Here is a 20,670-nt window from a genome sequence, read left to right as displayed (position 1 = left end):
CCCCGCCTTTACTGCACAACCACGTTGACGGTGCGGGTAGTACCCGGGCTGGTGGTGATGGTCGCCGTCGGCGCGGCGGTTGGGATTATCGTGGTGCTGTTGCTGACGGCCAGGCGCCAGCGGCCGGTAACCGGCACTGTGGCGGTACCCAGCGTCTGCACCCCGGTGGTAGTGGTGACCCGTACCGTGACAATGTTGCCCGTGGTAACCGATGAGGTACCGCTGATATCCCAGTTGTAACGGTTGTTGGAGCGTGCCGTGACGGTGGCTGCCGTGACCGTGAAGGTTTCGGCGGCTGGCCTTGGCGACACGTTGACGGTGACCGTACCCGGGGTGGACAGCGCTCCCAGCGAGTCACGTGCCTGATAGGTGAAGGTGGTGGTGAAGGCTGCGGTTACCGTGGCCGGTGGGGTGTAGGTCACCGTGGTGCCATCGGTGCTGACGGTGCCTCGGCCTGCCGCCGGTTGGGTGACGACCGCAACAGCCAACGGCACGTTGCCTTCCGGATCGGTGTCGTTGGCCAGCACGTTGATGGTCAAAGGCACGCTCAGGGTGGCGACGGTTTCCGGGTTGGCGGTTGGAGCCTGGTTGGGTGCAACGTTGATGGTGACTGTTGCCGGTTCCGACTTCAGGCCCTTGGCGTCCACCGCCCGGTAGCTGAAGGTGGCCACCAGTGGTTGCGTAGCCCCGGCTGGCGGGGTGTAGGTGACCGAGGTGGTACCGTTGAGCACCACGCCGCCAAGGCCGGTGCCTGGTTGGGTGAGGTCACTGATGGTCAACGGCACGTTACCGTCCGGGTCGCTGTCGTTTTGCAGCAGGTTGAGGGTGATTGGCACACCGACACTGGTGCTACCGACATCGGCCTGGGCCAGCGGTGGTTGGTTGGCCGCCTCGACCGGTGCGTTGCCGACCACGATCACCGGTTCTACATCGCTGCCCCCGTGGGCAGACTTGACCGTAACGGTGGCTGGCGGTTGTGCCACGTCGTTGACCGTGATGCTTTGCAGCGTGCCCGCTTTCGACATGCGGCCGTAGCCTTGGGCGAGCATGTCGGGGATGACGACCTCATCACTGGACATGGCCTCGATCAGCAGGCGTTTGTTGGCCCAGTCATAGCGTGCAGTGCTGACCTTGACCACGTCGGTCAACTTGCTCGACAGCGCGGTCGGCTGGGTGCCGCCAGCACTGTTGCTGGCGGTGACCACCACCACCGCAGGCGGTACGGCTTGGCTAAGTTGCTGGCTGAAGAACAGGCCGTTGTTGTCCGCCGTCAGGTTGAACTGGCAAGGCGAAGGGGGCGTGCCGATCAAGGCCACGCCATTGCGCATGCATAAGCTGGCCTCTTTCGGTGCCTTGGCGAACACCTCTACACGGGTGCCGTTGCCATTGCGCGAATAGGTGGCGCGTTCCAGGGTTACCGGGGTTTGCGCGCGTTGGTCCAGTACCTTGCCCGAAACCGTAAAAGCATTGGTCTGGATCGTGCCAGCGGGCCCTTCAATGCGCACGAAGTTGGTATTGAATGGGCTTCCGGTCACTGCTTCGGTGATATTGGGGTCGCCAATGTAGGTTTCGGTGGCGCCCGTGTCAGGGTTGACCTCGGTATACGGCCCACCCACACCTCGCAGCCAAGGACCCAGGGCGCCATTGAGCGCGCCGGTGAAGTTACCTGGTGCACCGATGCCGATATCGCGGGTGATATTGATCGCCCTGCGCCCCGGCGTGGTGACGTTGACTGTTTCAACGCCGTAAGGGTGGGTGATTGTGTAGGTACCTGCGCGGGGCACCGAGACACGTATACGGATGCGCGCGAAGCTTTGCTGGTCGCCGTCGACCGGGTTTTCAGCTGCAAATGCAGCTTCGAGGCCAGCAACGTACACTTCAAGTTCGTAACCGCTATTGCCGACCTGCGGAATAGTGGTTTCTGCCAGGAACCAGAACATTTCCGGTGGCCAGTTGTCCGGGAACACCAAGGGCAGAGCGTCATCGTACACCCCTGGCTCAGGCAGCAGGGTGCACATGTAGGCCGGTGCCCCCGGCGCCCCCGGGGCACGTGTGCTCGTTGCACGTGACTGGCAAAGCTCCAGGGACTGATTGAGGCCGTCCTTGTACCACATCGGGTAGCCGCCCGTGGCGAAGGTGTAGGGCCCTGGGTCGACTTCAGACAGCGCGGCAAAGGCGGCGCTGGTAACGGTAAGGGAAAAACCGGCGGCGAACAGCGCACGGCGCGACCAAGTGTTCATGCGGCCTCCTTGAAGGCTGAGCCTTTGTCTGTTCATGGCACCAGCACCACGTCTTCGGTGTCGCTACCGCCATTGGCACTGGTGACCTGCACCTTGGCCGGCGGGATGGGCGAGAGGGTCATGCTCAACGTTTTCACGGCGCCGGTGCCGCCAAGGTTGCCGATTAACGTGCCGTTGCCGGTGTGTGCGGTAAGCACTGGTGGGGTCGTTTCGTCGCTGGTACTGGCCACCAGGGTCAGCTCGCCCGTGGACAGGCGGTATTGGGCCTGGGTAATGGTCACCAGGTCGGTTAATGGCACCTCGCGGGTGGTCAGGCTGCTGGTCGGGATCGCCACGCTGTTGTCGGCGGTCAGTGTCAGGATGCTGCCTGCCGCCGGGTTGAGGGCCGACTGTGCATACCAGGCACCGGTGCCGTTGGCCTCGGTGAGGTTCAGGCTGGGTGTTTGACTGGTCAGGGTGACGCTGGCCGGTGGTGGCGGGGCCATCACGAAGATGTCTTGCTGGGCGCGCAGGTTGCCGTTTTCGGTGTGCCGCGAATAGGTACTGCGCTGTGGCATCAGCGGGGTTGGCAGGGCGACGGTCGAAAGCTTGCCAGATATCGAGAACAGCTCGGTACGCAAGTCGATGCCACCAGGGCCTTCGATGCGTACGAAGTTGGTATTGAACGGGCTGCCGGTTACCCGTTCATCCAGGTTCGGGTCACCGATGAAGCGTTCGCTGCCTTCGGTGTAGGGGCCGTTGACACTGCGCAGGAACGGCCCGACATCGCCCTTGAGCGCGCCGGTGAAGTCGCCTGCGCCGGCAATGCCGATATCGCGGGTCATATTGATCGCCCGGCGCCCGGCGGCGGGCACGTCGAATACTTCGACGCCGTAGGGGTGGGTGACCACGTAGGTGCCAGCGGTAGGTACATCGACCCGGATGCGCACCCGGGCGAAGCTGACCTGGTCACCCTCGACCGGTTCTTCGGCGGCGAATGCCGCCTCGATCGCGGTACCGTAGCTGAGGTCGATGCCGCGGGCGGCGTCGACGATGGCGGCATCTGCAGTGAACCAGAACGCTTCGTCAGGGAAGTTGGTGGGGAAGACAATAGGTTGCGTATCGTCGAACACGCCCGGCGTGGGCAGCAGCGTACACATGTACGCCGGTGCGCCGGGCGCGCCGGCAACCCTGGAGCTGACCGCCTTGGTCAGGCACAGGTCGAGGGTACGACCGTGACTGTCCTGGTACCAAGCAGGGAAGCCGCCGTTGGCGGGGACGTAGGCGCCTGGATCGACAGCGTTCAGGGCAGCCTGCGCCGGGAGCTGGAGCATGCCGGCGAAAATCGCCACTGCCAGCGGGTGGGGTATCGGTCGGTGCATGAGTCTATTCCTCCTGCAAACGGGCCCATGGACTTGGGGCGTCTGGGAGGAGATCGGCAAGAGCTGTGCCAAAAGCTGGAAAGTGCCTTGAAGGCCTTGCGGCGCAAGGGATCCAGTTTTTAAACGGGGCATTCCACACGGTGTCGACGGTGGGCAGCCTTCCCCCAGGATTGGGGATTGGGGGGAGGCCTTTGCGACCCGACAGGCGGCTGCAGTCCCAACTTTGCTACAGTGCATCGGCCTTCCACCTCCCCACGCCGAGCGATGTAATGCAGCCCCTCGATCACTTGCCCCTGAACCTGTTCATCGTCGTTTGCGAAGAGGGCACCATCGCCCGCGCCGGCGAGCGTGCTTTCATGGCGCCGTCCGCCGTCAGCAAACGCATTTCGGACATCGAAGCGCGCTTTGGCACCGTCTTTACGCCGAAGGTGCACGAGGCCATGTGCGGGTACTGGCGAACGGGTCGTCGATCATGGAGTTCCTGCCCGAAGAACTCTCGGCGTTCATGCTGGAAAACCCGCTGATCCAGGCCGATATCGAAGAGCGCTTCAGCCCGGACGTGGTGCGCGGTGTGGCGGAGGGCAATGCGGACCTGGGGATTTGCCGCAAGCCCATGGCGGTGGGCGACCTGGAGTTCGTGCCTTACCGACAGACCACCTGGGGGCAGGGGATGTCTTCACCGAGTGGCGCTGGTTCAATGCTCGCCAGCAGGGCCGGGCATTGCTGGGTGAAGTCGACAAACAGACCCTCAGCACCAACGTCGGCTACAGCATTCAGGGCCACACGTTCAGTGGTGGCTATCAGAAGGTGAGCGGTGACACGGCGTACGCCTATTCGACGCACGCGGTTTGCGTGGTTTTTTCTCCGGACGCTTGCCAGGCTTGAGCTGCCAGCGATCGGCGTTGGTGAGCAGGCGTTCTTGAATGGCCGGCGGGTAGTCGCTGAGGGTCGTCACCGGTGGAACGGGTTTGCCAGGCATACCCGCCTCGCGGATAACCTTTGGCCACCGTGGTCGCCAGCACAGCAGCAGACTGAGCCAATGGCCGGTACCTACGATGACGAAGGCGGGCCAGATCATGAGCAGGACGACTTTGAACAGCCAACTGCTTTTGCGGAAGAAGCGACCAAGGCCTTCGAACTGGGCGCTGAAGGCCTGGATGGGTGAGGGCAGTTGGGTGCTCAGGCGAGGGCGGGGGACGGCGTGCGGGCCTTCTTCCATGTAGCGGCGAATGAACTCCCACTCGTCGCGGAGTTCACTGCCGCCTTGGCCTTGTTTGCCGATCTGGGCTATCTCCATGTGCGAGAGACCGGTACGGCTCGGGTGCCAAATTAGGGCAAGTCGTATTCCCGTGCTGAGCCAATCATCTTCTGGACTGATGCCTGTGCTCCACGTTGCTTTCCATGGGAGTGTTAAGATGCCGCCGCAATATTTTGGTCGATGGAGGTGGACCTGTTGAGTTATTCGATTAAACCGAATGAGCAGATAGCGGCTGGTGAGCATTTCCAGTCGGGTTAAATGAATTCCATACTTTGAGTAAAGGTAGAGTATGGCTGACGTAACAGAGAGCATTATAACTGTGGTGAGAAGCGTGACTGCGGATCGTCCCTCAGGATCCGTAATATCCATCCATAGAAAGTCAGTGGTTGTGATGAGTGCGGCAGCGATGGCGGGGACAATAGCACCGAGCGTTGCGAGTGTGATAAGGCCGCGCTTTTCTTCTGAACCACCGCAGCGCATTTCTAAAAATGTGTCGTTAAAAGCAAAAACAGGTCCTCTAGAGGTTGGTTTGTCACTGACGGATCGGAAGTGCATTTCTTCTTCTATCTCGTTTTCATATATTTCCTGGCTATCGCGCTTTTCTTGGGGTGTCAGTTCCGCTTCGTACGCTTTACGTGCGGCCACCGACTCAGTGGCCATTTTCCAGAACCCCCATTCGACCAAGTACATTACAGGACCTCGTTGAAAGCTGAGTAAAGTTCTGCCAGTTCTTCTTCGTCCGAATAGGGCTTCGAGCTTTTTGTTAAGCGGTAAGTGCTGCGTTTGCACCATTCTTCCAGTGCGTCGTCTTCGAAAATGTAGATTATTATTGTCAAGGCCAGTCCTACCCAAAATGCTCCTAATACTAAGCGCGCAAGCAATAGGCGAGCGGCTTGCGTTCCAAGGTTTTTTGCTAAAATACTCATGGACTTGGAAAGCACGCGCACGGCTTTTGTTTTTGCGTTCTGAGACAGATAGTCGAACAGAGGCTTTGCAATCGCAATGGCCGTTCCTAACTCAGCCAACGAAAGTGTTATTGTCGCCATCCCTCTTACAAGGTACGTAGTGGCTAAAATCCTGGATCTTTTTTGAGTCTGTTTGTTGCGTCCAACGTGACTGTTGTTGAGATGTTCATACCAATCAGTGAAATCCCACCACGCGAGCAGTGAGCCTCCGATGCCAGCCAGTCCAGCGCCCCACAGTTTCAACCTTCCCAAAGTCGCTGCTGCCCCTTTCCCGGTCACACTCTTAGTGCCGTATCGGGCTACCACCTGGTCCACATAGCTGGCTCCGATTTCAAAGCCCGCCGCTGCCGTGGTCATCGCAGCCGCCAGGAGTTCGGTCTTCACTCGCGCATCACTGTCGGGCAGCTCCCGCGCCTTGAACGCCATCAGCATGCCTTCCAGCAGGCAGACCAAGCTGGCGGCACGCACCTTGTAGAAGTCACTTTTCTTGCCGTCTGCCTGCATCAGGCTTTCAGCCCAGGCCTGGTCCAGAAAGCGTGCAATCTGGCCACCGCTGCGTTGAGAGCTGAGCGATTGTCCATTTCGAGCGGCTTCGCTCAGACGAATGTCGAGCGCGGTCTCATGCACCGACGCAAACAACGTCAGTCGCAGGCCATGGTGCAGCGCCCGGTCTGCACTGTTGGGGGCTCCGCTACGCAGCACCTGTCGCCCAAGCGCGACGAACCAGGCATGCAGGCCGATGCTGGCGGTGTTGTTCCGCTTTTGCAGTTCCTCGTACAGCGAGTTGATACGTCCAAAGGCATTCGCTGCCGCGTGTGCTCGCTTGGCAAGGCCTTCGGCCAGCGTGTAGTTGAATTCCGAGGGCGGTTCGCCCTTGGCGGCCTCAGTCAGCGCCGCCAGCTCTTCCCGGATGTCGTCCTGGTTGTAGCTGATGCCGCGCATCGCCAGGTTGACCCGGTCCGCCACGTCACTGCGCCACCAATGGTCCAGCACTTTCGTGCCCCAGTCGCTCAGCTCCATGCCGATCCCCGCTGTGAGGCTGCTGGGCAGCCTCTATATCCTCAAGCAGAATTGGCTTTTTCATGGCGGGCACAGGCTTGTCAGTGCCGTCGGACTGTCTGGACATCCATAATCCTCGTCAGTTAACAGATCAGGCTCACGCGCGCACTTTCCATGCGGTCGCGCACAAGTATCTTGCGAAATCCTGAAGACTAACGAGGAATCAATAGGCAGGGGAGATTGAAACTTCCTAAAGCGCTGTAGGAAGTTTCGCTAAGGTTTATTTTAAAAGTATTATTAGCAACTAAGTGGATGGCAGGTGCCTGTCAGATTCCACTATGCCCCTTGCTGAGAGACAAGGCTGCTCTACAAGGGCTGTGCCATGGCAGCGTCATGAATGACCGGGCTGTGTTCTGGCGCCTGCAACGCGATGCGGCCATAGAAGAACAACGCCGTTACCCAGGTTGTCAGCCAGACAAAAATCCCCGCCCAGAATGTATGGGACATATAGTGCCAGCCCTGCAGTACCCGTGTTGTGCCGTACACGAACCCGATCAGCAGAATGACCGCCAGTAACTTACGCGCATGTGCCCAGCGATGACGCAATGCCACGAAGTACAGCGCCAACAAGGTAAATCCGCTGGAGGCATGGCCACCCGGCCAGCAGCGGCCAGCGCCGGCCTTGTTCCACCAGGAGAAGTTTTCGAACCATTCAACGCGGGCCTGCGTACCGCTATACAGTGTGGTTTCGACAGGGCAATACACACTGGTGTGGCTTTTCAGGTAATGAATCACGGTTGTGCTCAGTGCAAACGCCACGACCACGAACAGTAAGTCGCGGCGGTGTTGGGTGGTGAAGCGCAGCACGGGTGCGATACGGGCTTTTTCCAGCGCCCGGGTCAGGCCCAGTTGGGGGCGGTTGGCCAGGCGCGGCCAGATGAACGACAACAAGCTGCCGATGACTGCCAGTTCACCTGTCCAGTCCGGCAGGATGCGCGGCCACTTGTGGGTGACCTTCTCGAACCATTGGTTGTGCAGCAGCGGGAACTGACCGGTGGCGGGGTCGAGCAGCAGGTTGCTGATCCAGCGATCGAACTCGGTGAGGTCGAATGCCACGAACACGATGGCGGCCAGCAACAGCGGTAGTAGCAGGTTGTTGCGGTAGAAAGCGGCGCGGGAGGGCATGTTCACAGCTCCTTGGCATCAACGAGTTTGCGCCATTCACTGGCAGCCATCTGGCCCAGCAGCGTCGTCTTGCCATCGCTGCCCTGGGTGATGAACAGGGCACTGGCATAGCTGTTCGACGTCGCGCTGACGGGTACCTGAAGCGCTTGCTCCAGCTGTTCCATGCAACCGCTGTGGCTGACCAGCACGAGGTTGTGGCCGGCCCGCTTGTGGCTAAAGGCGTTATCGGCAAAGTGCCCATCACACTGGTTAAGCCAGCCTTGCGTGGCAACGGTTTTACCAAACATGGCTTGTGCGGTTTGTCGGGTGCGCACCTGCGGGCTGGTCCACACGTCGGATGACGCCAGGCCAAGGTGTTGCAGGCCTTGGCCTACAGCGGCGGCCACCTGGCTGCCCGCAACCGTAATGCCGCTGGGGTCACCCAGGCAGGCACCTCTGGACCGGTCGCAGCGTTCGGCATGGCGCAGTACCACAATCACTGAGCCTTTTGCCCAAGCGGCCTCCAGCCCACTGCGTTGCAGGTGGTGCGGGTTGCCCAGGTTGGGGACGGCCGTGCGGGCATGCGCGCAGGCTGCTGCCACGCCCAGGAGGAACAGCAGGCACAAGACTGCGAATAGCGCTGTGCCCCAAGGAAACCGGTAAACCTGCACACGGCGTGAGGCGAGGGATTTGTCGATAACGCCTTGCAGCATGTTTGCCACTCCAGTCAGCTCGCTCCATTACGAGAGCGTCGGCACTGTAGGTAGCGGGATGTCGGTAGAGAGTGAGGCAGATGTGAAAAAAGCCTTGGCCCGACAGCGCTCTGGCCTTGCGGCAAAGACGAGAAGTCAACCATGAAACCGGTTTCAAAACATTTCTGAACGCGCTAGATTATTCGGCTGTCTTCTTGATGGCCTATCAAGATCACCTCTCCATTGAAAATCAGATGGCGCTTATCAAGGCCGCCCCAGAGCCGATGAGGATTCCCAATGCCTGAGCATGCCCCAGACAACCCGCGCAGGGATTTTCTGCGCAAGACCTTGACCCTGATCCCTGTCGTTACCGTGGCCAGCACAGGGCTGGGCGTGGGTGCCAGCCAACTGCTTGCGGCCCCGCAACAGCAGCAACAGCCACCGAAAGTGCCGGCCACGCCACCGGCGGGTAACTATCAGCCGACATTTTTCAGCGCCGAAGAGTGGGCGTTTCTGCAAGCCGCCGTGTCCCGCATCATTCCGGCCGATGAGCTTGGCCCCGGCGCGCTTGAAGCCGGCGCTGCCGAATTCATCGACCGGCAGATGAACACGCCGTACGCCACTGGCGCACAGTGGTACATGCAAGGCCCTTTCAACGCCGACGCAGCGCCCGAGCTGGGTTATCAGTTGCAGCTCAGCCCGCAGCAAATCTACCGCCTGGGCATCGCTGCCGTGGACGGCTGGTGCAAGGCCAATTCCGGGCAGGTTTTTGCTGTACAAGATAGCGCTACCCGGGACCGTATTCTCAGCAAGATCGAGGCCGGAGAGCTGGTTTTCGACACCGTGCCGGCCAAGGTGTTTTTCAGCTTGCTGGTGCAGAACACCCGCGAAGGGTTTTTCTGCGACCCGATCCATGGGGGCAACAAAGGCATGGTCGGCTGGACCCAGATCGGCTTCCCCGGCGCCCGCGCCGACTTCATGGACTGGGTCGAGCGCAACGAGCCTTACCCGTTCCCGGCTGTATCGATCCGCGGCGAGAGGGCCTGAGGCATGGCGACTGTGTTGAACAAAGTGGATGCGGTGATCGTCGGCTTCGGCTGGGCCGGTGCGATCATGGCCAAGGAGCTGACCGAGGCCGGGCTGCAGGTGGTGGCGCTGGAACGTGGGCCGATGCAGGACACCTACCCGGAAGGCAGCTACCCGCAGGTGATCGACGAGTTGACCTACAGCGTGCGCAAGAAGCTGTTCGTCGACGTGTCTAAAGAAACCGTCACTGTCCGCCACGGCATGAACGATGTGGCTCTGCCCAATCGCCAGCTTGGCGCTTTCTTGCCGGGCAAAGGCGTGGGCGGCGCGGGCTTGCACTGGTCGGGTGTGCACTTTCGGGTAGACCCGGTCGAGTTGCGCATGCGCAGCCACTACGAAGAGCGATACGGGCGAAAGTTCATCCCCGACGACATGACCATCCAGGACTTTGGCGTCACTTACGAGGAGCTGGAGCCGTATTTCGACTTCGCTGAAAAGGTGTTCGGCACCTCTGGCCAGGCCTGGACCGTCAACGGCCAGGTCGTGGGCGAAGGGAAGGGCGGCAACCCCTATGCGCCGGACCGCTCCAGCCCGTTCCCGCTGCCTGCTCAGAAGAACGTGGTGTCGGCCAGGTTGTTCGAAAAGGCCGCCACCAGCTTGGGCTACAAGCCTTACAACCTGCCATCGGCCAACACCTCCGGGCCATACACCAACCCTTACGGGGCACAGATGGGGCCGTGCAACTTCTGTGGTTTCTGCAGCGGGTACGTGTGCTACATGTACTCCAAGGCCTCGCCCAACGTGAATATTCTGCCGGCGCTGCGGCAAGTGCCTAACTTCGAGCTGCGGCCCAATGCCCATGTGCTGCGGGTGAACCTGGACGACAGCAAGCGCAAGGCCACCGGCGTCACCTACATCGATGCCCAAGGGCGCGAGGTAGAACAGCCGGCGGAGTTGGTGATCCTGGCGGCGTTCCAGTTCAATAACGTGCGCTTGATGCTGCTTTCCGGCATTGGCAAGCCTTACGACCCGGTGAAGAACGAAGGCGTGGTGGGGCGTAACTTTGCCTATCAGAACATGGGCACGGTCAAGGCGTTCTTCGACAAGGACACCTACACCAACAACTTCATCGGCGCGGGTGGCAACGGTATTGCCATCGACGATTTCAACGCCGACAACTTCGACCATGGCCCGCACGGCTTCGTCGGCGGCTCACCGATGTGGGTGAACCAGGCTGGCAGCCGGCCGATTGCCGGCACCGCTAACCCGCCGGGCACGCCAGCCTGGGGCAGCGCCTGGAAGAAAGCCACAGCCGACTACTACACCCATCAGGTATCGATGGACGCCCATGGCGCCCACCAGTCGTACCGTGGCAATTACCTGGACCTGGACCCGACTTATCGCGACGCCTATGGCCAACCGCTGCTGCGCATGACCTTCGACTGGCAGGAAAACGACATCAGGATGAACCAGTTCATGGTCGACAAGCTGAGCAAGATCGCCCAGGCGATGAACCCCAAGTCCATTGCGGTACTGGGCAAGAAGGTCAAGGACCACTTCAACACCGCCAGCTACCAGACCACCCACCTGAACGGCGGCGCGATCATGGGCTCCGACCCCAAGACCAGCGCACTGAACCGTTACCTGCAAAGCTGGGACGTGCATAACGTGTTTGTCCCGGGCGCTTCGGCGTTCCCTCAGGGCCTGGGGTACAACCCGACCGGGCTGGTGGCCGCGTTGACCTACTGGTCGGCCCGCGCCATCCGCGAGCAGTACCTGAAAAACCCAGGTCCGCTGGTCCAGGCTTGAGGAGCGATGAGCATGAAGACAATGTTGATCGCAACCCTGCTGCTGGCGGCCACGACGGCTGTACAAGCCACCACGAATGATGATGCTCAGGTGCGCCAGGGCGAGTACCTGGCCCGCGCCGGTGACTGTGTGGCCTGCCATACCGCCAGGAACGGCCAGCCCTTTGCCGGTGGGCTGCCGATGGAAACGCCGATCGGCACGGTGTACTCCACCAACATCACCCCGGCTGCCAGCGGCATTGGCCAGTACAGCTTCGAAGACTTCGACCAGGCCGTGCGCAAGGGCATCCGCAAGGACGGCAGCACCCTGTACCCAGCTATGCCATACCCGTCTTACGCGCGCGTCAGCGAGCAGGACATGCAGGCGCTGTACGCCTACTTCATGAAGGGCGTGGCGCCCGTCGAACAGGCGAACAAGGCCAGCGACATCCCCTGGCCGCTGAGCATGCGTTGGCCGCTGGCTGTCTGGCGCGGCCTTTTCGCGCCCTAGGCCAAGCCTTGGCAGGCAACGGCTGCTGCCGACCCGGTGGTAAACCGTGGTGCGTACCTGGTCGAGGGCCTTGGCCATTGTGGTGCCTGCCATACGCCGCGGGCGCTGACCATGCAGGAAAAGGCGCTTAGCCCGGCAGAGGGTGAGCAATTTCTGGCCGGCAGCGCTCCGCTGGAAGGCTGGATTGCCAAGAACCTGCGTGGCGACCACAAGGACGGCCTGGGCAGCTGGAGCGAAGCACAGCTGGTGCAGTTTCTCAAGACTGGGCGCAGTGATCGCAGCGCCGTGTTCGGTGGCATGAGCGACGTGGTCGAGCACAGCATGCAGCACCTGAGTGATGCCGACCTGACCGCGATCGCCCGTTACCTGAAGACCCTGCCGCCGAGCAACCCTGAAGACCGGCCACACGTCTACGACAAGCAGGTGGCGGATGCGCTGTGGAAGGGCGATGACAGCAAGCCAGGGGCGGCGGTGTACATCGACAATTGCGCGGCCTGCCACCGTACCGACGGCCAGGGTTACACCCGCGCGTTCCCGGCTTTGGCCGGCAACCCGGTGGTGCAGACGGCGGATGCCACGTCGCTGATCCATGTGGTGCTGGCAGGGGGCACGGTACCGGCGACGCACACGGCGCCTTCGAATTTCACCATGCCGGCGTTTGGATGGCGCCTGAGCGACCAGGAGGTTGCCGAGGTGGTGAACTTCGTCAGGAGCAGCTGGGGCAACCAGGGAAGCGCCGTCACGGCCGGTGATGTGAAGTCGCTTCGCTGACTTCTCCAGCTGCACCCTGATCCTCTGTGGGAGCGGGTTTACCCGCGAATGCGATGTCGAATCTACCGCCGCATTCGCGGGTGAACCCGCTCCCACAGTTTTTTGGTTGAAATTGTATTTGCATCAATCATTTAATTTGCTTATCTAACCTCGAATATCATGTTTATTTCCACATTGCCGACCAGTGGAAGGTTGACGAACTGCCGCAGTTTTGCTGTATTGAAACCGGTTTCATCGCAATCACAACAATCATAAGGACTGCCCATGACCGACGCGCCTGCCCATGCCCGCGAACGGGTCACCATCAGCGAAGTAGCGCGTGTCGCTGGCGTTTCCAAAGCCACCGTTTCCCGTTACATCGGTGGTGATCGCCAGTTGCTGGCCGAAGCCACGGCCAAGCGCCTGGAAGAAGTCATCGAGCGGCTTGGCTACCGCCCCAACCAGATGGCCCGCGGGCTCAAGCGCGGCCAGACGCGGCTGATCGGCATGCTGGTAGCCGATATTCTCAACCCCTACTCAGTGGCCGTGATGCATGGCGTGGAAACCGCCTGCCGTCAGCACGGTTACAGCCTGGTGGTGTGCAACACCAACCGCGACGACGAGCAGGAGCGTCATCACCTGGTGGCCCTGCAGAGCTACAACGTCGAAGGGCTGATCGTGAACACCCTTGGCCATCACCCCGGCGAGCTGCTCAACCTGCAGCGTGACATCCCCATGGTGCTGGTCGATCGCCAATTGCCCGAGCTGAATGTCGACCTGGTTGGCCTAGACAATGCCGATGCGGTCGAGCAGGCCCTCGACCACCTGCAGGCACAGGGCTACCGCGATATCCTGGCGGTCAGCGAACCCCTCGATGGCACCAGTTCACGCCTGGAGCGGGTGCAGGCATTCGGCACGTCGGTCAGCCGTCGGGCCGGCATGCGCCAGCAGGTGCTGGAAATCGGCACCGGGCTGGAGGGGCAGCTGGCGTCATTCCTGGCCAGCCGTGGCCATGGCCCGCAAGCCATCTTCACCTTCAACGGCGTTGCAACCTTGGCGGTGACCCGGGCCTTGCACGAAGCCGGGCGCAACCTGTTTGCAGACGTCGGGCTGATCGCCCTCGACGACCTTGACTGGTACCCCTTGGTCGGTAATGGCATCACTGCACTGGCGCAGCCCACCGAGCGTATCGGTGTGGCGGCTTTCGAAAGCCTGCTTGGCCGCCTACGCGGCGACAGCGGGGCGGCCCGGCGCATCGACTTCAAGGCCGAGCTGATCATCCGAGGCTCAACCCAACCCCAATAAGCAACGGCAGGCTGACGCCTGCTGCTGTCGACTAAAAATGAAACCGGTTTCATAAGGACAAGAACAATGCACACGAACCCCGTTTCCATCAGCCTCTCCAGCTACGGCGCCGACTTCGTGCGGCAACGTGGTCAGGAGCAGTTCCTTGACCTGCTGGCCGCCGCTGGCGTTAGTCGTGTGGAGTTGCGCGAAGAACTGTTTGCCAGTGCGCCGGACGCGACAGCGCTGGGTGCTGTCATTGCCGCATTGCGCCTGGAATGCCTGTACTCGACTCCTTTGGAGTTGTGGACCGCGCAAGGCGTACCCGACCCACTTGTGGTGCAGAAGCTGGAGCTCGCCCGCGCGTTTGGCGCGGTAGCGCTCAAGGTGTCCTTGGGGCACTTCAACGAGCGTTGCGATGTCGCCGCCCTGGCAGCGCTACTGCCCGCACAGGGGCCGCTGTTGCTGGTGGAAAACGACCAGACTGAACACGGTGGCAGGATCGAACCGCTGCTGCAGTTCTTCCGGCACGCCGACCCGCTTGGGCTGCGCCTGGGCATGACCTTCGATATTGGCAACTGGCAATGGCAAGACGAGTCTGCCAGGCAAGCCGCGCGTCAACTGGGCCGCTGGGTGCGCTATGTGCATTGCAAGGCTGTGGAGCGCCGGGCCGATGGCCGACGGGTTGCCATACCGCCGCAAGCAGCTGACCTGCACGCATGGGCAACACTGATGACCGAGTTCGCCCCCGGCGTGGTGCGCGCTGTCGAGTACCCCCTGGTGGGCGACGACCTGCTGGCGCTGACCCGTGCCCAGGTGCGTAGCCTGTCTGCGCTGGGGGAGGAGGTGGCCCATGCATGAGCATGACGTGCTGTGTTTTGGTGAAACCATGGCCATGTTCGTTGCCGAGCAAACCGGCGACCTGGCCAGTGTCGGCCAGTTTGGCAAGCGCATTGCCGGCGCCGACAGCAATGTGGCGATCGGCCTGGCGCGGCTGGGGTTCAAGGTGCGCTGGTTGAGCCGGGTCGGTGACGATTCACTGGGCCGTTTCGTGCTCGACAGCCTGCAACGCGAAGGCCTGGACTGCTCTGGTGTCGAAGTGGATACCCACTGCCCCACGGGCTTTCAGCTCAAGGCCCGCTGCGATGACGGCAGCGACCCGGCTGTGGAGTACTTCCGCCGTGGTTCGGCGGCCAGCAAGTTGTCACCCCAACTGCTGCGTGCAGACCTGTTGCAAGCGCGGCACCTGCACGCCACTGGCATTCCGCTGGCGCTGTCGGATAGCTGCCGGGCCCTGTCCCACACTTTGGTCGACGCCATGCGTGCAGCCGGTCGCAGCATCTCGTTCGACCCCAACCTGCGCCCCTCGTTATGGCCTGATCAAAACAGCATGGTGCGCGAAATCAATGCCCTGGCGGTCAAGGCCGACTGGGTTTTACCGGGCCTGGAAGAGGGCCGGTTGCTGACCGGCCGGCACACCCCGGCAGACATCGCCGCGTTCTACCTCGACCGAGGGGTTGAGTTGGTGGTGATCAAGCTGGGTGACGCCGGTGCCTACTTGCGCAGTGCCAATGGGGAAGGCCAGGTAGCAGCCGTGCCCGTCAGCCGTGTCGTGGACACCGTCGGCGCCGGTGATGCCTTCGCCGTCGGCGTGCTCAGCGCGTTGCTGGAGGGCCGTGCAGTGGCCGAGGCGGTGGCGCGCGGCAACTGGTGCGGCAGCCGTGCCGTGCAGTCACGAGGCGACATGGAAGGGCTGCCGCTGCGCCACGAGCTGGAGGCCTTCGACCTGCGCAGAAGCGCGTGACCCCTTGACCCCGAATCACCTGTTGCAACAAAAACAACAAGCTCAGGAGAAACAAACCATGCAAAGCCAAAGCCTGGCACCTCGCCGCTGGTGGTACATCATCCCGATTGTGTTCGTCACTTACAGCCTGGCGTATCTGGACCGCGCCAATTACGGTTTCGCTGCAGCGTCCGGCATGGCCGAAGACCTGCATATCACCCCGGTGCTGTCTTCGCTGCTGGGCGCACTGTTCTTCCTCGGCTACTTCTTCTTCCAGGTGCCTGGCGCCATCTACGCCGAAAAGCGCAGCGTGAAGAAGCTGATTTTCGTCTGCCTGATCCTCTGGGGTGGCCTTGCCACACTCACGGGCATGGTCAGCAACGTCTACATGCTGATTGGCATCCGCTTCCTGCTCGGGGTGGTGGAGGCCGCCGTCATGCCGGCGATGCTGGTGTACCTGTGCCATTGGTTCACCCGTGCCGAGCGTTCGCGTGCCAATACCTTCCTGATGCTGGGCAACCCGGTGACCATTTTGTGGATGTCGGTGGTGTCGGGTTACCTCATCAAGCATTACGACTGGCGCTGGATGTTCATCATCGAAGGCCTGCCAGCCGTCATCTGGGCGTTCCTCTGGTGGCGCTTGGTAGACGACCGCCCGGCCCAGGTGAACTGGCTGAGCGAGCAGGAAAAAGAAGCCCTGCAGCAGGCGCTGGCTGCCGAGCAGCAGGGCATCAAGCCTGTGAAGAACTACCGCGAGGCGTTCCGTTCGCCGCAGGTGATCATCCTGGCGCTGCAGTACTTCTGCTGGAGCATCGGCGTCTATGGCTTCGTGCTGTGGCTGCCGTCGATCCTCAAGCAGGCGGCCAATGTCGATATCGTGCAGGCCGGCTGGCTGGCCTCGGTGCCTTACCTGGCGGCGGTACTGGCGATGGTGGGCGTGTCCTGGGCCTCCGACCGCCTGCAAAAGCGCAAGCGCTTCGTCTGGCCGCCGCTGCTGGTGGCCGCAGTGGCGTTCTATGGCTCGTACGCCTTGGGCAGCGAGCATTTCTGGTTGTCGTACGCGCTGCTGGTGCTGGCCGGCGCCTGCATGTATGCACCCTATGGCCCGTTCTTCGCGATCGTGCCCGAGATCCTGCCGGCCAACGTCGCAGGCGGGGCCATGGCGCTGATCAACAGCATGGGCGCGCTGGGTTCGTTCGGCGGTTCGTGGCTGGTGGGCTACCTCAATGGCGCCACTGGCGGGCCGGGCGCTTCTTACCTGTTCATGTGCGGCGCGTTGCTGACCGCCGTGGCGCTTACCGCCGCACTCAATACGTCACAGACATCTGGCCGGGCCAAGCGCAACAGCACGCGGCTGGCCATGAACCCTTAGGAAACCTGCAATGAAGAAGCGAATCGTCCTGTATAAACGCCTGTCTGACGACTTGATGACCCGCCTGCAAGACCGCGTCGAGGTCACCTGGGTGGATACCGCCCGGCCCGATGGCCTGGCCCGCCTGCGCGACGCGTTGCCGGGCGCCCATGGCTTGCTGGGTGCCAGCCTGCGCCTGGATGCCAGCCTGCTCGACCTGGCGCCACAGCTGGAAGTGGTGTCCAGCGTTTCGGTCGGCGTGGACAACTATGACATTGCCGAGCTCAGCCAACGCGGCGTGATGCTGACCAACACGCCCGACGTGCTGACCGAAACCACTGCCGACACGGGTTTTGCCTTGATCCTGGCCACTGCCAGGCGGGTAGTGGAATTGGCGAACTGGGTACGCGACGGGCACTGGCAGGCCAACCTGGGCCCGGCGCATTTTGGCTGTGACGTGCATGGCAAGACGCTGGGCATCGTCGGCATGGGCCGCATCGGCGAGGCCTTGGCCCGGCGAGCGGCTGCCGGCTTCGGGATGCGCGTGCTTTACCACAGCCAGCGGCCCAAGCCCGAGGTGGAGGCGCGCTACGCCGCGCGCCAGTGCAGCCTGGATGAGTTGTTGCAGCAGGCGGATTTCGTGTGCCTGACCGTGCCGCTGAGTGCCAGCACCGAAGGCCTGATTGGCGCACGGGAGCTGGCGCTGATGAAACCTGAGGCGATCCTAGTGAACATCTCGCGTGGGCGCGTGGTGGATGAGCCTGCGCTGGTCGATGCGCTGCGGGCCAAGCGCATACGGGGTGCGGGGCTGGATGTATTCGTGCAGGAGCCGCTGTCCACAGACTCGCCGCTGCTGCAGCTGGATAACGTGGTAGCGACCCCCCACATCGGCTCGGCAACCCAGGAGACACGCCAGGCCATGGCGCGTTGCGCGGTGGACAACCTGCTCAGCGCGCTGGCCGGCGAACGGCCGGCGAATCTGGTGAATGAGGTGTGCAGGTCGTGAGAGCAAGGGGCCGCCATACGGCCCCTTTGCTGTGCAGCTGAGCGGGCACTTATCGGCAGTTACCGGCTTTGCGATAGCCCGCAGCCTGCGCCTCACCCTCGGTGGCGAAGGTCACCTGGTTCTTCGCCGCTACCTGGTTGTAGCCCGGGCAGCCAACAGACAGGTGATAAACATGGCTGTTGCGGTTGCCAAGCACAGCCCCGACCGACGCGGCGCTGGCCAGGCTCGGTTTGGCCTGCGCTTTGGTCGCTTTCACCGACACCGCTTGCACCACACCACTGCCAGCCGGCTTGTAGTCGGCAGTCCATTTGCGTTCGCCACTCACGAACGGGTTGGCATGGCCCATGATCGCGGCAATACGGCGGTCGCGTTCTTTTTCCCAGGCCGACACCGGGTGCTGCTTGTCCCACGCCATCAACAGCTGTTGCTGCTGGCGCGACATGCTCAGTTGGTAGCGGTCGAACATGTAGAACGTGGTACGCGCCACCAGGCCTTTCACTTCATCACGCGGCTCTGCAGCGCGCTGGATGAAATCGACCTTGGTGGTGCACTGGCCATATTCGCCGGCATTGCCGGCAACCATGCCGTAGTTGAAGTTGCTGCGGTCACCATTCACCTCGCCCACTGCCGGGTACAGGTTGAACAGGTCGGCTTCCATGGCACGGAACACCGGGTCGTTGTCCACGCAGTGCTCGCGGCCGCCATTTTTCCAGCACTGACGCTGGTTGCCGAAGGTGTAGGCGGGCACGATGTGTTCCCACTCGGTACGCTCGGCGCGGTTCTGCTGCTTGCGGGTCTGGTACCCACACGAGGCCGCATCGATGCGCCCACCGGACTTGCCCACCCAGGTCCACTTGCAACCGCAGTACAGGTCGCCCATGGCGCTGCTGGCCTGGTCCAGGTACACCTTCTGCTTGGCCACCACCTTGGCTTCGGTGAAGGTTGCCGGCGGGTTGGCCAAGGCAGGCAGGGTAAAGGAAAACAGTAAGGTTACGGCGTAAAGCAGTGATTTCATGAGAAAAACATATTTCAGGATGGGTCGCGCATTGTAATGGTTTCCCCGGGGCTGGCCAGCTCGCGGAGCCACACCAAGGGTCGGCCTGGGTCGTCGCTGGCCATATGGTTGAACGTGGCTGAGTCGAGCATGTCCCTGACCTGGGTGCCCATGCGCAGCAGGCGCTCGATGAAACCGGCGCCGACGTCGCCATAGTCTTCCAGTGAAACGCCGCTCTGGTTGTGCTGGATGGCCAGGTGGTAGTGGCTGACCCCGGCACCGTTGCCACTGCCGCCCAGGACCACCGTGAAACGCGGGCCGAGCAGGTTGGCCAGGCGCTGCTGGACCAGATCGAGTAGCGCGAGCGGGACTTCATCGTGTCGCAATGCGTTGGGCAAGCAAGGTGTGAAAGGTGGCATGGGCGTGTCCTGCTGGGCGGCGTTCGAATGCCGCCCAGCTTAGGCAAGGTGACTGTCAACTTGGGTTAAGCAGGGGTAAAAGCAGGTAATGTCGGTGCTCAGAAGGTCTGCCCCAGCGAGAACTGGAAGATCTGCGTTTCTGCGTTGTCCGGTTTTTTCAGCGGTGCCGCCAGGCTGAAGCTCAGCGGCCCCATCGGGCTGTACCAGGTCACGCCAACCCCCAGCGACACGGCCATCTGCGCCAGGTCCACGCTGCCGCAGCCCTGGGTGGTCGACAGATAGCAGGTGTCGGCATACACGTTGCCTGCATCGACGAACACCGAACTGCGCAGCTGGCTCTGGTCCTTCACGAACGGCAACGGGAAGATGTACTCGGCGCCACCGGTAATCAGGATATTGCCCCCTAGCACATCGGTATCGCGGTCGGAGTAATAGGCTTGGCCGGCGCTGGCATAGGTGCCGGTGGCCGGCGTGTTGCGCGGGCCGAGGCCACCGTCCTTGAAGCCGCGCACCGAACCCAGCCCACCTGCGGTGTAGCTTTCGTAGAACGGCAGGCCATCGGTGGAGCCGTAACCGTTGCCGTAGCCCAGGCTGGTGTGCAGGCGCAGCGCGGTTTTGGCGGTCACCGGCAGGTAGGTCTGGCCGTTATAGTCCAGTTTGTAGAACGACAGGTCGCTACCAGGGGTGGTGGCCATCAGCGTCAGGCTTTGCGAGTGGCCACGGGTGGCCAGCACGCCTTTGTTGAGGGTGGATTCAGACCAGCCGATCGACGCTTTGAGGTTGTTGAAGCTCTTGCCTTCCCGGGCGATGAAGTCGTAGATCTCGTCGGCGCTGTAGGTGCCGGGCGAGATGTCGTCGTGTTGCAGGGTCAGTCCATAGGTCAGGCGCGATGTTTCGTTGATCGGGTAGCCAAAGCTGACCCCGGCGCCGTAGCTGTTGATTGCATAGTAAGAAACACCATCGTCGTAGTAATCGCTGTAGTCGGTGCTGCTGTAGAAGGCGTTGTAGCCCAGGCTCACGCCGTCGGCGGTGAAGTAGGGGTCGGTGAAGCCGAAATTGTACTTGGTCTGGTATTCGCTG

The 20,670-nt window shown here is 61.9% G+C and carries 16 protein-coding genes and 3 pseudogenes; 10 read left to right on the top strand and 9 right to left on the bottom strand.

All coding sequences use genetic code 11. From position 1 onward, the window contains the following. Window positions 1-8 precede the first annotated feature (8 nt). Both PM2_RS07140 and PM2_RS07135 read right to left on the bottom strand, forming a co-directional pair. Entirely contained in the window at window positions 9-2,240 is a 2,232-nt protein-coding gene (locus PM2_RS07140; RefSeq protein ID WP_028698907.1) for an Ig-like domain-containing protein, read from the bottom strand. Window positions 2,241-2,272: 32 nt separating this feature from the next. Beyond that, window positions 2,273-3,601: a hypothetical protein gene (locus PM2_RS07135; RefSeq protein ID WP_016714045.1), complete on the bottom strand. Its 1,329-nt coding sequence runs from the start codon at window positions 3,599-3,601 to the stop codon at window positions 2,273-2,275. Window positions 3,602-3,870: 269 nt separating this feature from the next. Here PM2_RS07135 and PM2_RS07130 point away from each other — a divergent pair. After that, window positions 3,871-4,253: pseudogene (locus PM2_RS07130) on the top strand (LysR family transcriptional regulator); the annotation flags it as partial. Continuing rightward, the gene (locus tag PM2_RS32175) at window positions 4,202-4,486 is read left to right on the top strand and encodes an OprD family outer membrane porin (protein WP_459170665.1); all 285 of its coding nucleotides are present in this window, start codon (window positions 4,202-4,204) and stop codon (window positions 4,484-4,486) included. The pseudogene PM2_RS07130 and the gene PM2_RS32175, both read left to right, overlap by 52 nt. Here the strand turns inward: PM2_RS32175 and PM2_RS29825 are convergent. The 4 genes and pseudogenes from PM2_RS29825 to pmrG form a co-directional block, all read right to left on the bottom strand. Beyond that, complete coding sequence (locus PM2_RS29825) at window positions 4,389-5,549, bottom strand: DUF6708 domain-containing protein (protein WP_080693998.1); 1,161 nt, start codon at window positions 5,547-5,549, stop codon at window positions 4,389-4,391. The two genes, PM2_RS32175 and PM2_RS29825, sit on opposite strands and share 98 nt — an antisense overlap. After that, window positions 5,549-6,850: pseudogene (locus PM2_RS07120) on the bottom strand (T6SS effector BTH_I2691 family protein); the annotation flags it as partial. The gene PM2_RS29825 and the pseudogene PM2_RS07120, both read right to left, overlap by 1 nt. Window positions 6,851-7,189: 339 nt before the next feature. Further along, the gene (locus PM2_RS07115; protein WP_028698910.1) at window positions 7,190-8,008 is read right to left on the bottom strand and encodes a phosphatase PAP2 family protein; all 819 of its coding nucleotides are present in this window, start codon (window positions 8,006-8,008) and stop codon (window positions 7,190-7,192) included. 2 nt (window positions 8,009-8,010) lie between these two features. Then, window positions 8,011-8,700, bottom strand: a complete 690-nt coding sequence (gene pmrG / locus PM2_RS07110; protein ID WP_028698911.1) for a lipopolysaccharide core heptose(II)-phosphate phosphatase PmrG — start codon at window positions 8,698-8,700, stop codon at window positions 8,011-8,013. 276 nt (window positions 8,701-8,976) lie between these two features. On the opposite strand from pmrG, the gene PM2_RS07105 reads away from it, so the two are divergent. From PM2_RS07105 to PM2_RS07070, 8 genes and pseudogenes are all read left to right on the top strand, one after another. Continuing rightward, window positions 8,977-9,726 carry a gluconate 2-dehydrogenase subunit 3 family protein gene (locus PM2_RS07105; RefSeq protein ID WP_016714056.1) on the top strand — a complete coding sequence of 250 codons (750 nt, stop codon included), beginning with the start codon at window positions 8,977-8,979 and terminating at the stop codon, window positions 9,724-9,726. A 3-nt stretch (window positions 9,727-9,729) separates the two neighbouring features. Next, entirely contained in the window at window positions 9,730-11,514 is a 1,785-nt protein-coding gene (locus tag PM2_RS07100) for a GMC family oxidoreductase (protein ID WP_028698912.1), read from the top strand. 12 nt (window positions 11,515-11,526) lie between these two features. Continuing rightward, a pseudogene (locus tag PM2_RS07095) lies at window positions 11,527-12,774 on the top strand (c-type cytochrome). A 264-nt stretch (window positions 12,775-13,038) separates the two neighbouring features. Then, window positions 13,039-14,058 (top strand): transcriptional regulator PtxS, encoded by a 1,020-nt coding sequence (gene ptxS, locus PM2_RS07090; RefSeq protein ID WP_016714059.1) that lies wholly within the window; start codon window positions 13,039-13,041, stop codon window positions 14,056-14,058. 66 nt (window positions 14,059-14,124) lie between these two features. After that, entirely contained in the window at window positions 14,125-14,898 is a 774-nt protein-coding gene (locus tag PM2_RS07085; RefSeq protein ID WP_016714060.1) for a sugar phosphate isomerase/epimerase family protein, read from the top strand. Further along, window positions 14,891-15,841 (top strand): sugar kinase, encoded by a 951-nt coding sequence (locus PM2_RS07080; RefSeq protein ID WP_028698913.1) that lies wholly within the window; start codon window positions 14,891-14,893, stop codon window positions 15,839-15,841. Before PM2_RS07085 ends, PM2_RS07080 begins: the two co-directional genes overlap by 8 nt. Window positions 15,842-15,899: 58 nt before the next feature. Further along, on the top strand, window positions 15,900-17,192 hold the full coding sequence (locus tag PM2_RS07075) for an MFS transporter (RefSeq protein ID WP_028698914.1): 1,293 nt from the start codon (window positions 15,900-15,902) through the stop codon (window positions 17,190-17,192). A gap of 10 nt (window positions 17,193-17,202) precedes the next feature. Next, window positions 17,203-18,177, top strand: a complete 975-nt coding sequence (locus tag PM2_RS07070) for a 2-hydroxyacid dehydrogenase (protein WP_016714063.1) — start codon at window positions 17,203-17,205, stop codon at window positions 18,175-18,177. A 49-nt stretch (window positions 18,178-18,226) separates the two neighbouring features. On the opposite strand, the gene PM2_RS07065 is transcribed toward PM2_RS07070, so the two are convergent. The 3 genes from PM2_RS07065 to PM2_RS07055 form a co-directional block, all read right to left on the bottom strand. Continuing rightward, window positions 18,227-19,192 (bottom strand): endonuclease, encoded by a 966-nt coding sequence (locus tag PM2_RS07065; protein WP_028698915.1) that lies wholly within the window; start codon window positions 19,190-19,192, stop codon window positions 18,227-18,229. 14 nt (window positions 19,193-19,206) lie between these two features. Further along, complete coding sequence (locus PM2_RS07060) at window positions 19,207-19,590, bottom strand: hypothetical protein (protein WP_016714065.1); 384 nt, start codon at window positions 19,588-19,590, stop codon at window positions 19,207-19,209. A gap of 98 nt (window positions 19,591-19,688) precedes the next feature. Then, a partial coding sequence (locus tag PM2_RS07055) for a BamA/TamA family outer membrane protein (protein WP_042131558.1) occupies window positions 19,689-20,670 on the bottom strand: 982 nt, incomplete at its 5' end.

This window comes from Pseudomonas monteilii NBRC 103158 = DSM 14164 (assembly GCF_000730605.1).
Taxonomy (GTDB): domain Bacteria; phylum Pseudomonadota; class Gammaproteobacteria; order Pseudomonadales; family Pseudomonadaceae; genus Aquipseudomonas; species Aquipseudomonas monteilii.
Note: the sequence above shows the minus strand (reverse complement) of the source record. Positions and strands in the feature narration are given on the sequence as shown.

Coding starts and splice junctions, on each gene's coding strand:
- ptxS (WP_016714059.1), top strand. CDS start 13,039: ATGACCGACGCGCCTGCCCATGCCCGCGAACGGGTCACCATCAGCGAA.
- PM2_RS07060 (WP_016714065.1), bottom strand. CDS start 19,590: ATGCCACCTTTCACACCTTGCTTGCCCAACGCATTGCGACACGATGAA.
- PM2_RS07065 (WP_028698915.1), bottom strand. CDS start 19,192: ATGAAATCACTGCTTTACGCCGTAACCTTACTGTTTTCCTTTACCCTG.
- PM2_RS07105 (WP_016714056.1), top strand. CDS start 8,977: ATGCCTGAGCATGCCCCAGACAACCCGCGCAGGGATTTTCTGCGCAAG.
- PM2_RS07140 (WP_028698907.1), bottom strand. CDS start 2,240: ATGAACACTTGGTCGCGCCGTGCGCTGTTCGCCGCCGGTTTTTCCCTT.
- PM2_RS07080 (WP_028698913.1), top strand. CDS start 14,891: ATGCATGAGCATGACGTGCTGTGTTTTGGTGAAACCATGGCCATGTTC.
- PM2_RS07135 (WP_016714045.1), bottom strand. CDS start 3,601: ATGCACCGACCGATACCCCACCCGCTGGCAGTGGCGATTTTCGCCGGC.
- PM2_RS07100 (WP_028698912.1), top strand. CDS start 9,730: ATGGCGACTGTGTTGAACAAAGTGGATGCGGTGATCGTCGGCTTCGGC.
- PM2_RS07070 (WP_016714063.1), top strand. CDS start 17,203: ATGAAGAAGCGAATCGTCCTGTATAAACGCCTGTCTGACGACTTGATG.
- PM2_RS07075 (WP_028698914.1), top strand. CDS start 15,900: ATGCAAAGCCAAAGCCTGGCACCTCGCCGCTGGTGGTACATCATCCCG.
- PM2_RS07085 (WP_016714060.1), top strand. CDS start 14,125: ATGCACACGAACCCCGTTTCCATCAGCCTCTCCAGCTACGGCGCCGAC.
- PM2_RS07115 (WP_028698910.1), bottom strand. CDS start 8,008: ATGCCCTCCCGCGCCGCTTTCTACCGCAACAACCTGCTACTACCGCTG.
- PM2_RS29825 (WP_080693998.1), bottom strand. CDS start 5,549: ATGTACTTGGTCGAATGGGGGTTCTGGAAAATGGCCACTGAGTCGGTG.
- pmrG (WP_028698911.1), bottom strand. CDS start 8,700: ATGCTGCAAGGCGTTATCGACAAATCCCTCGCCTCACGCCGTGTGCAG.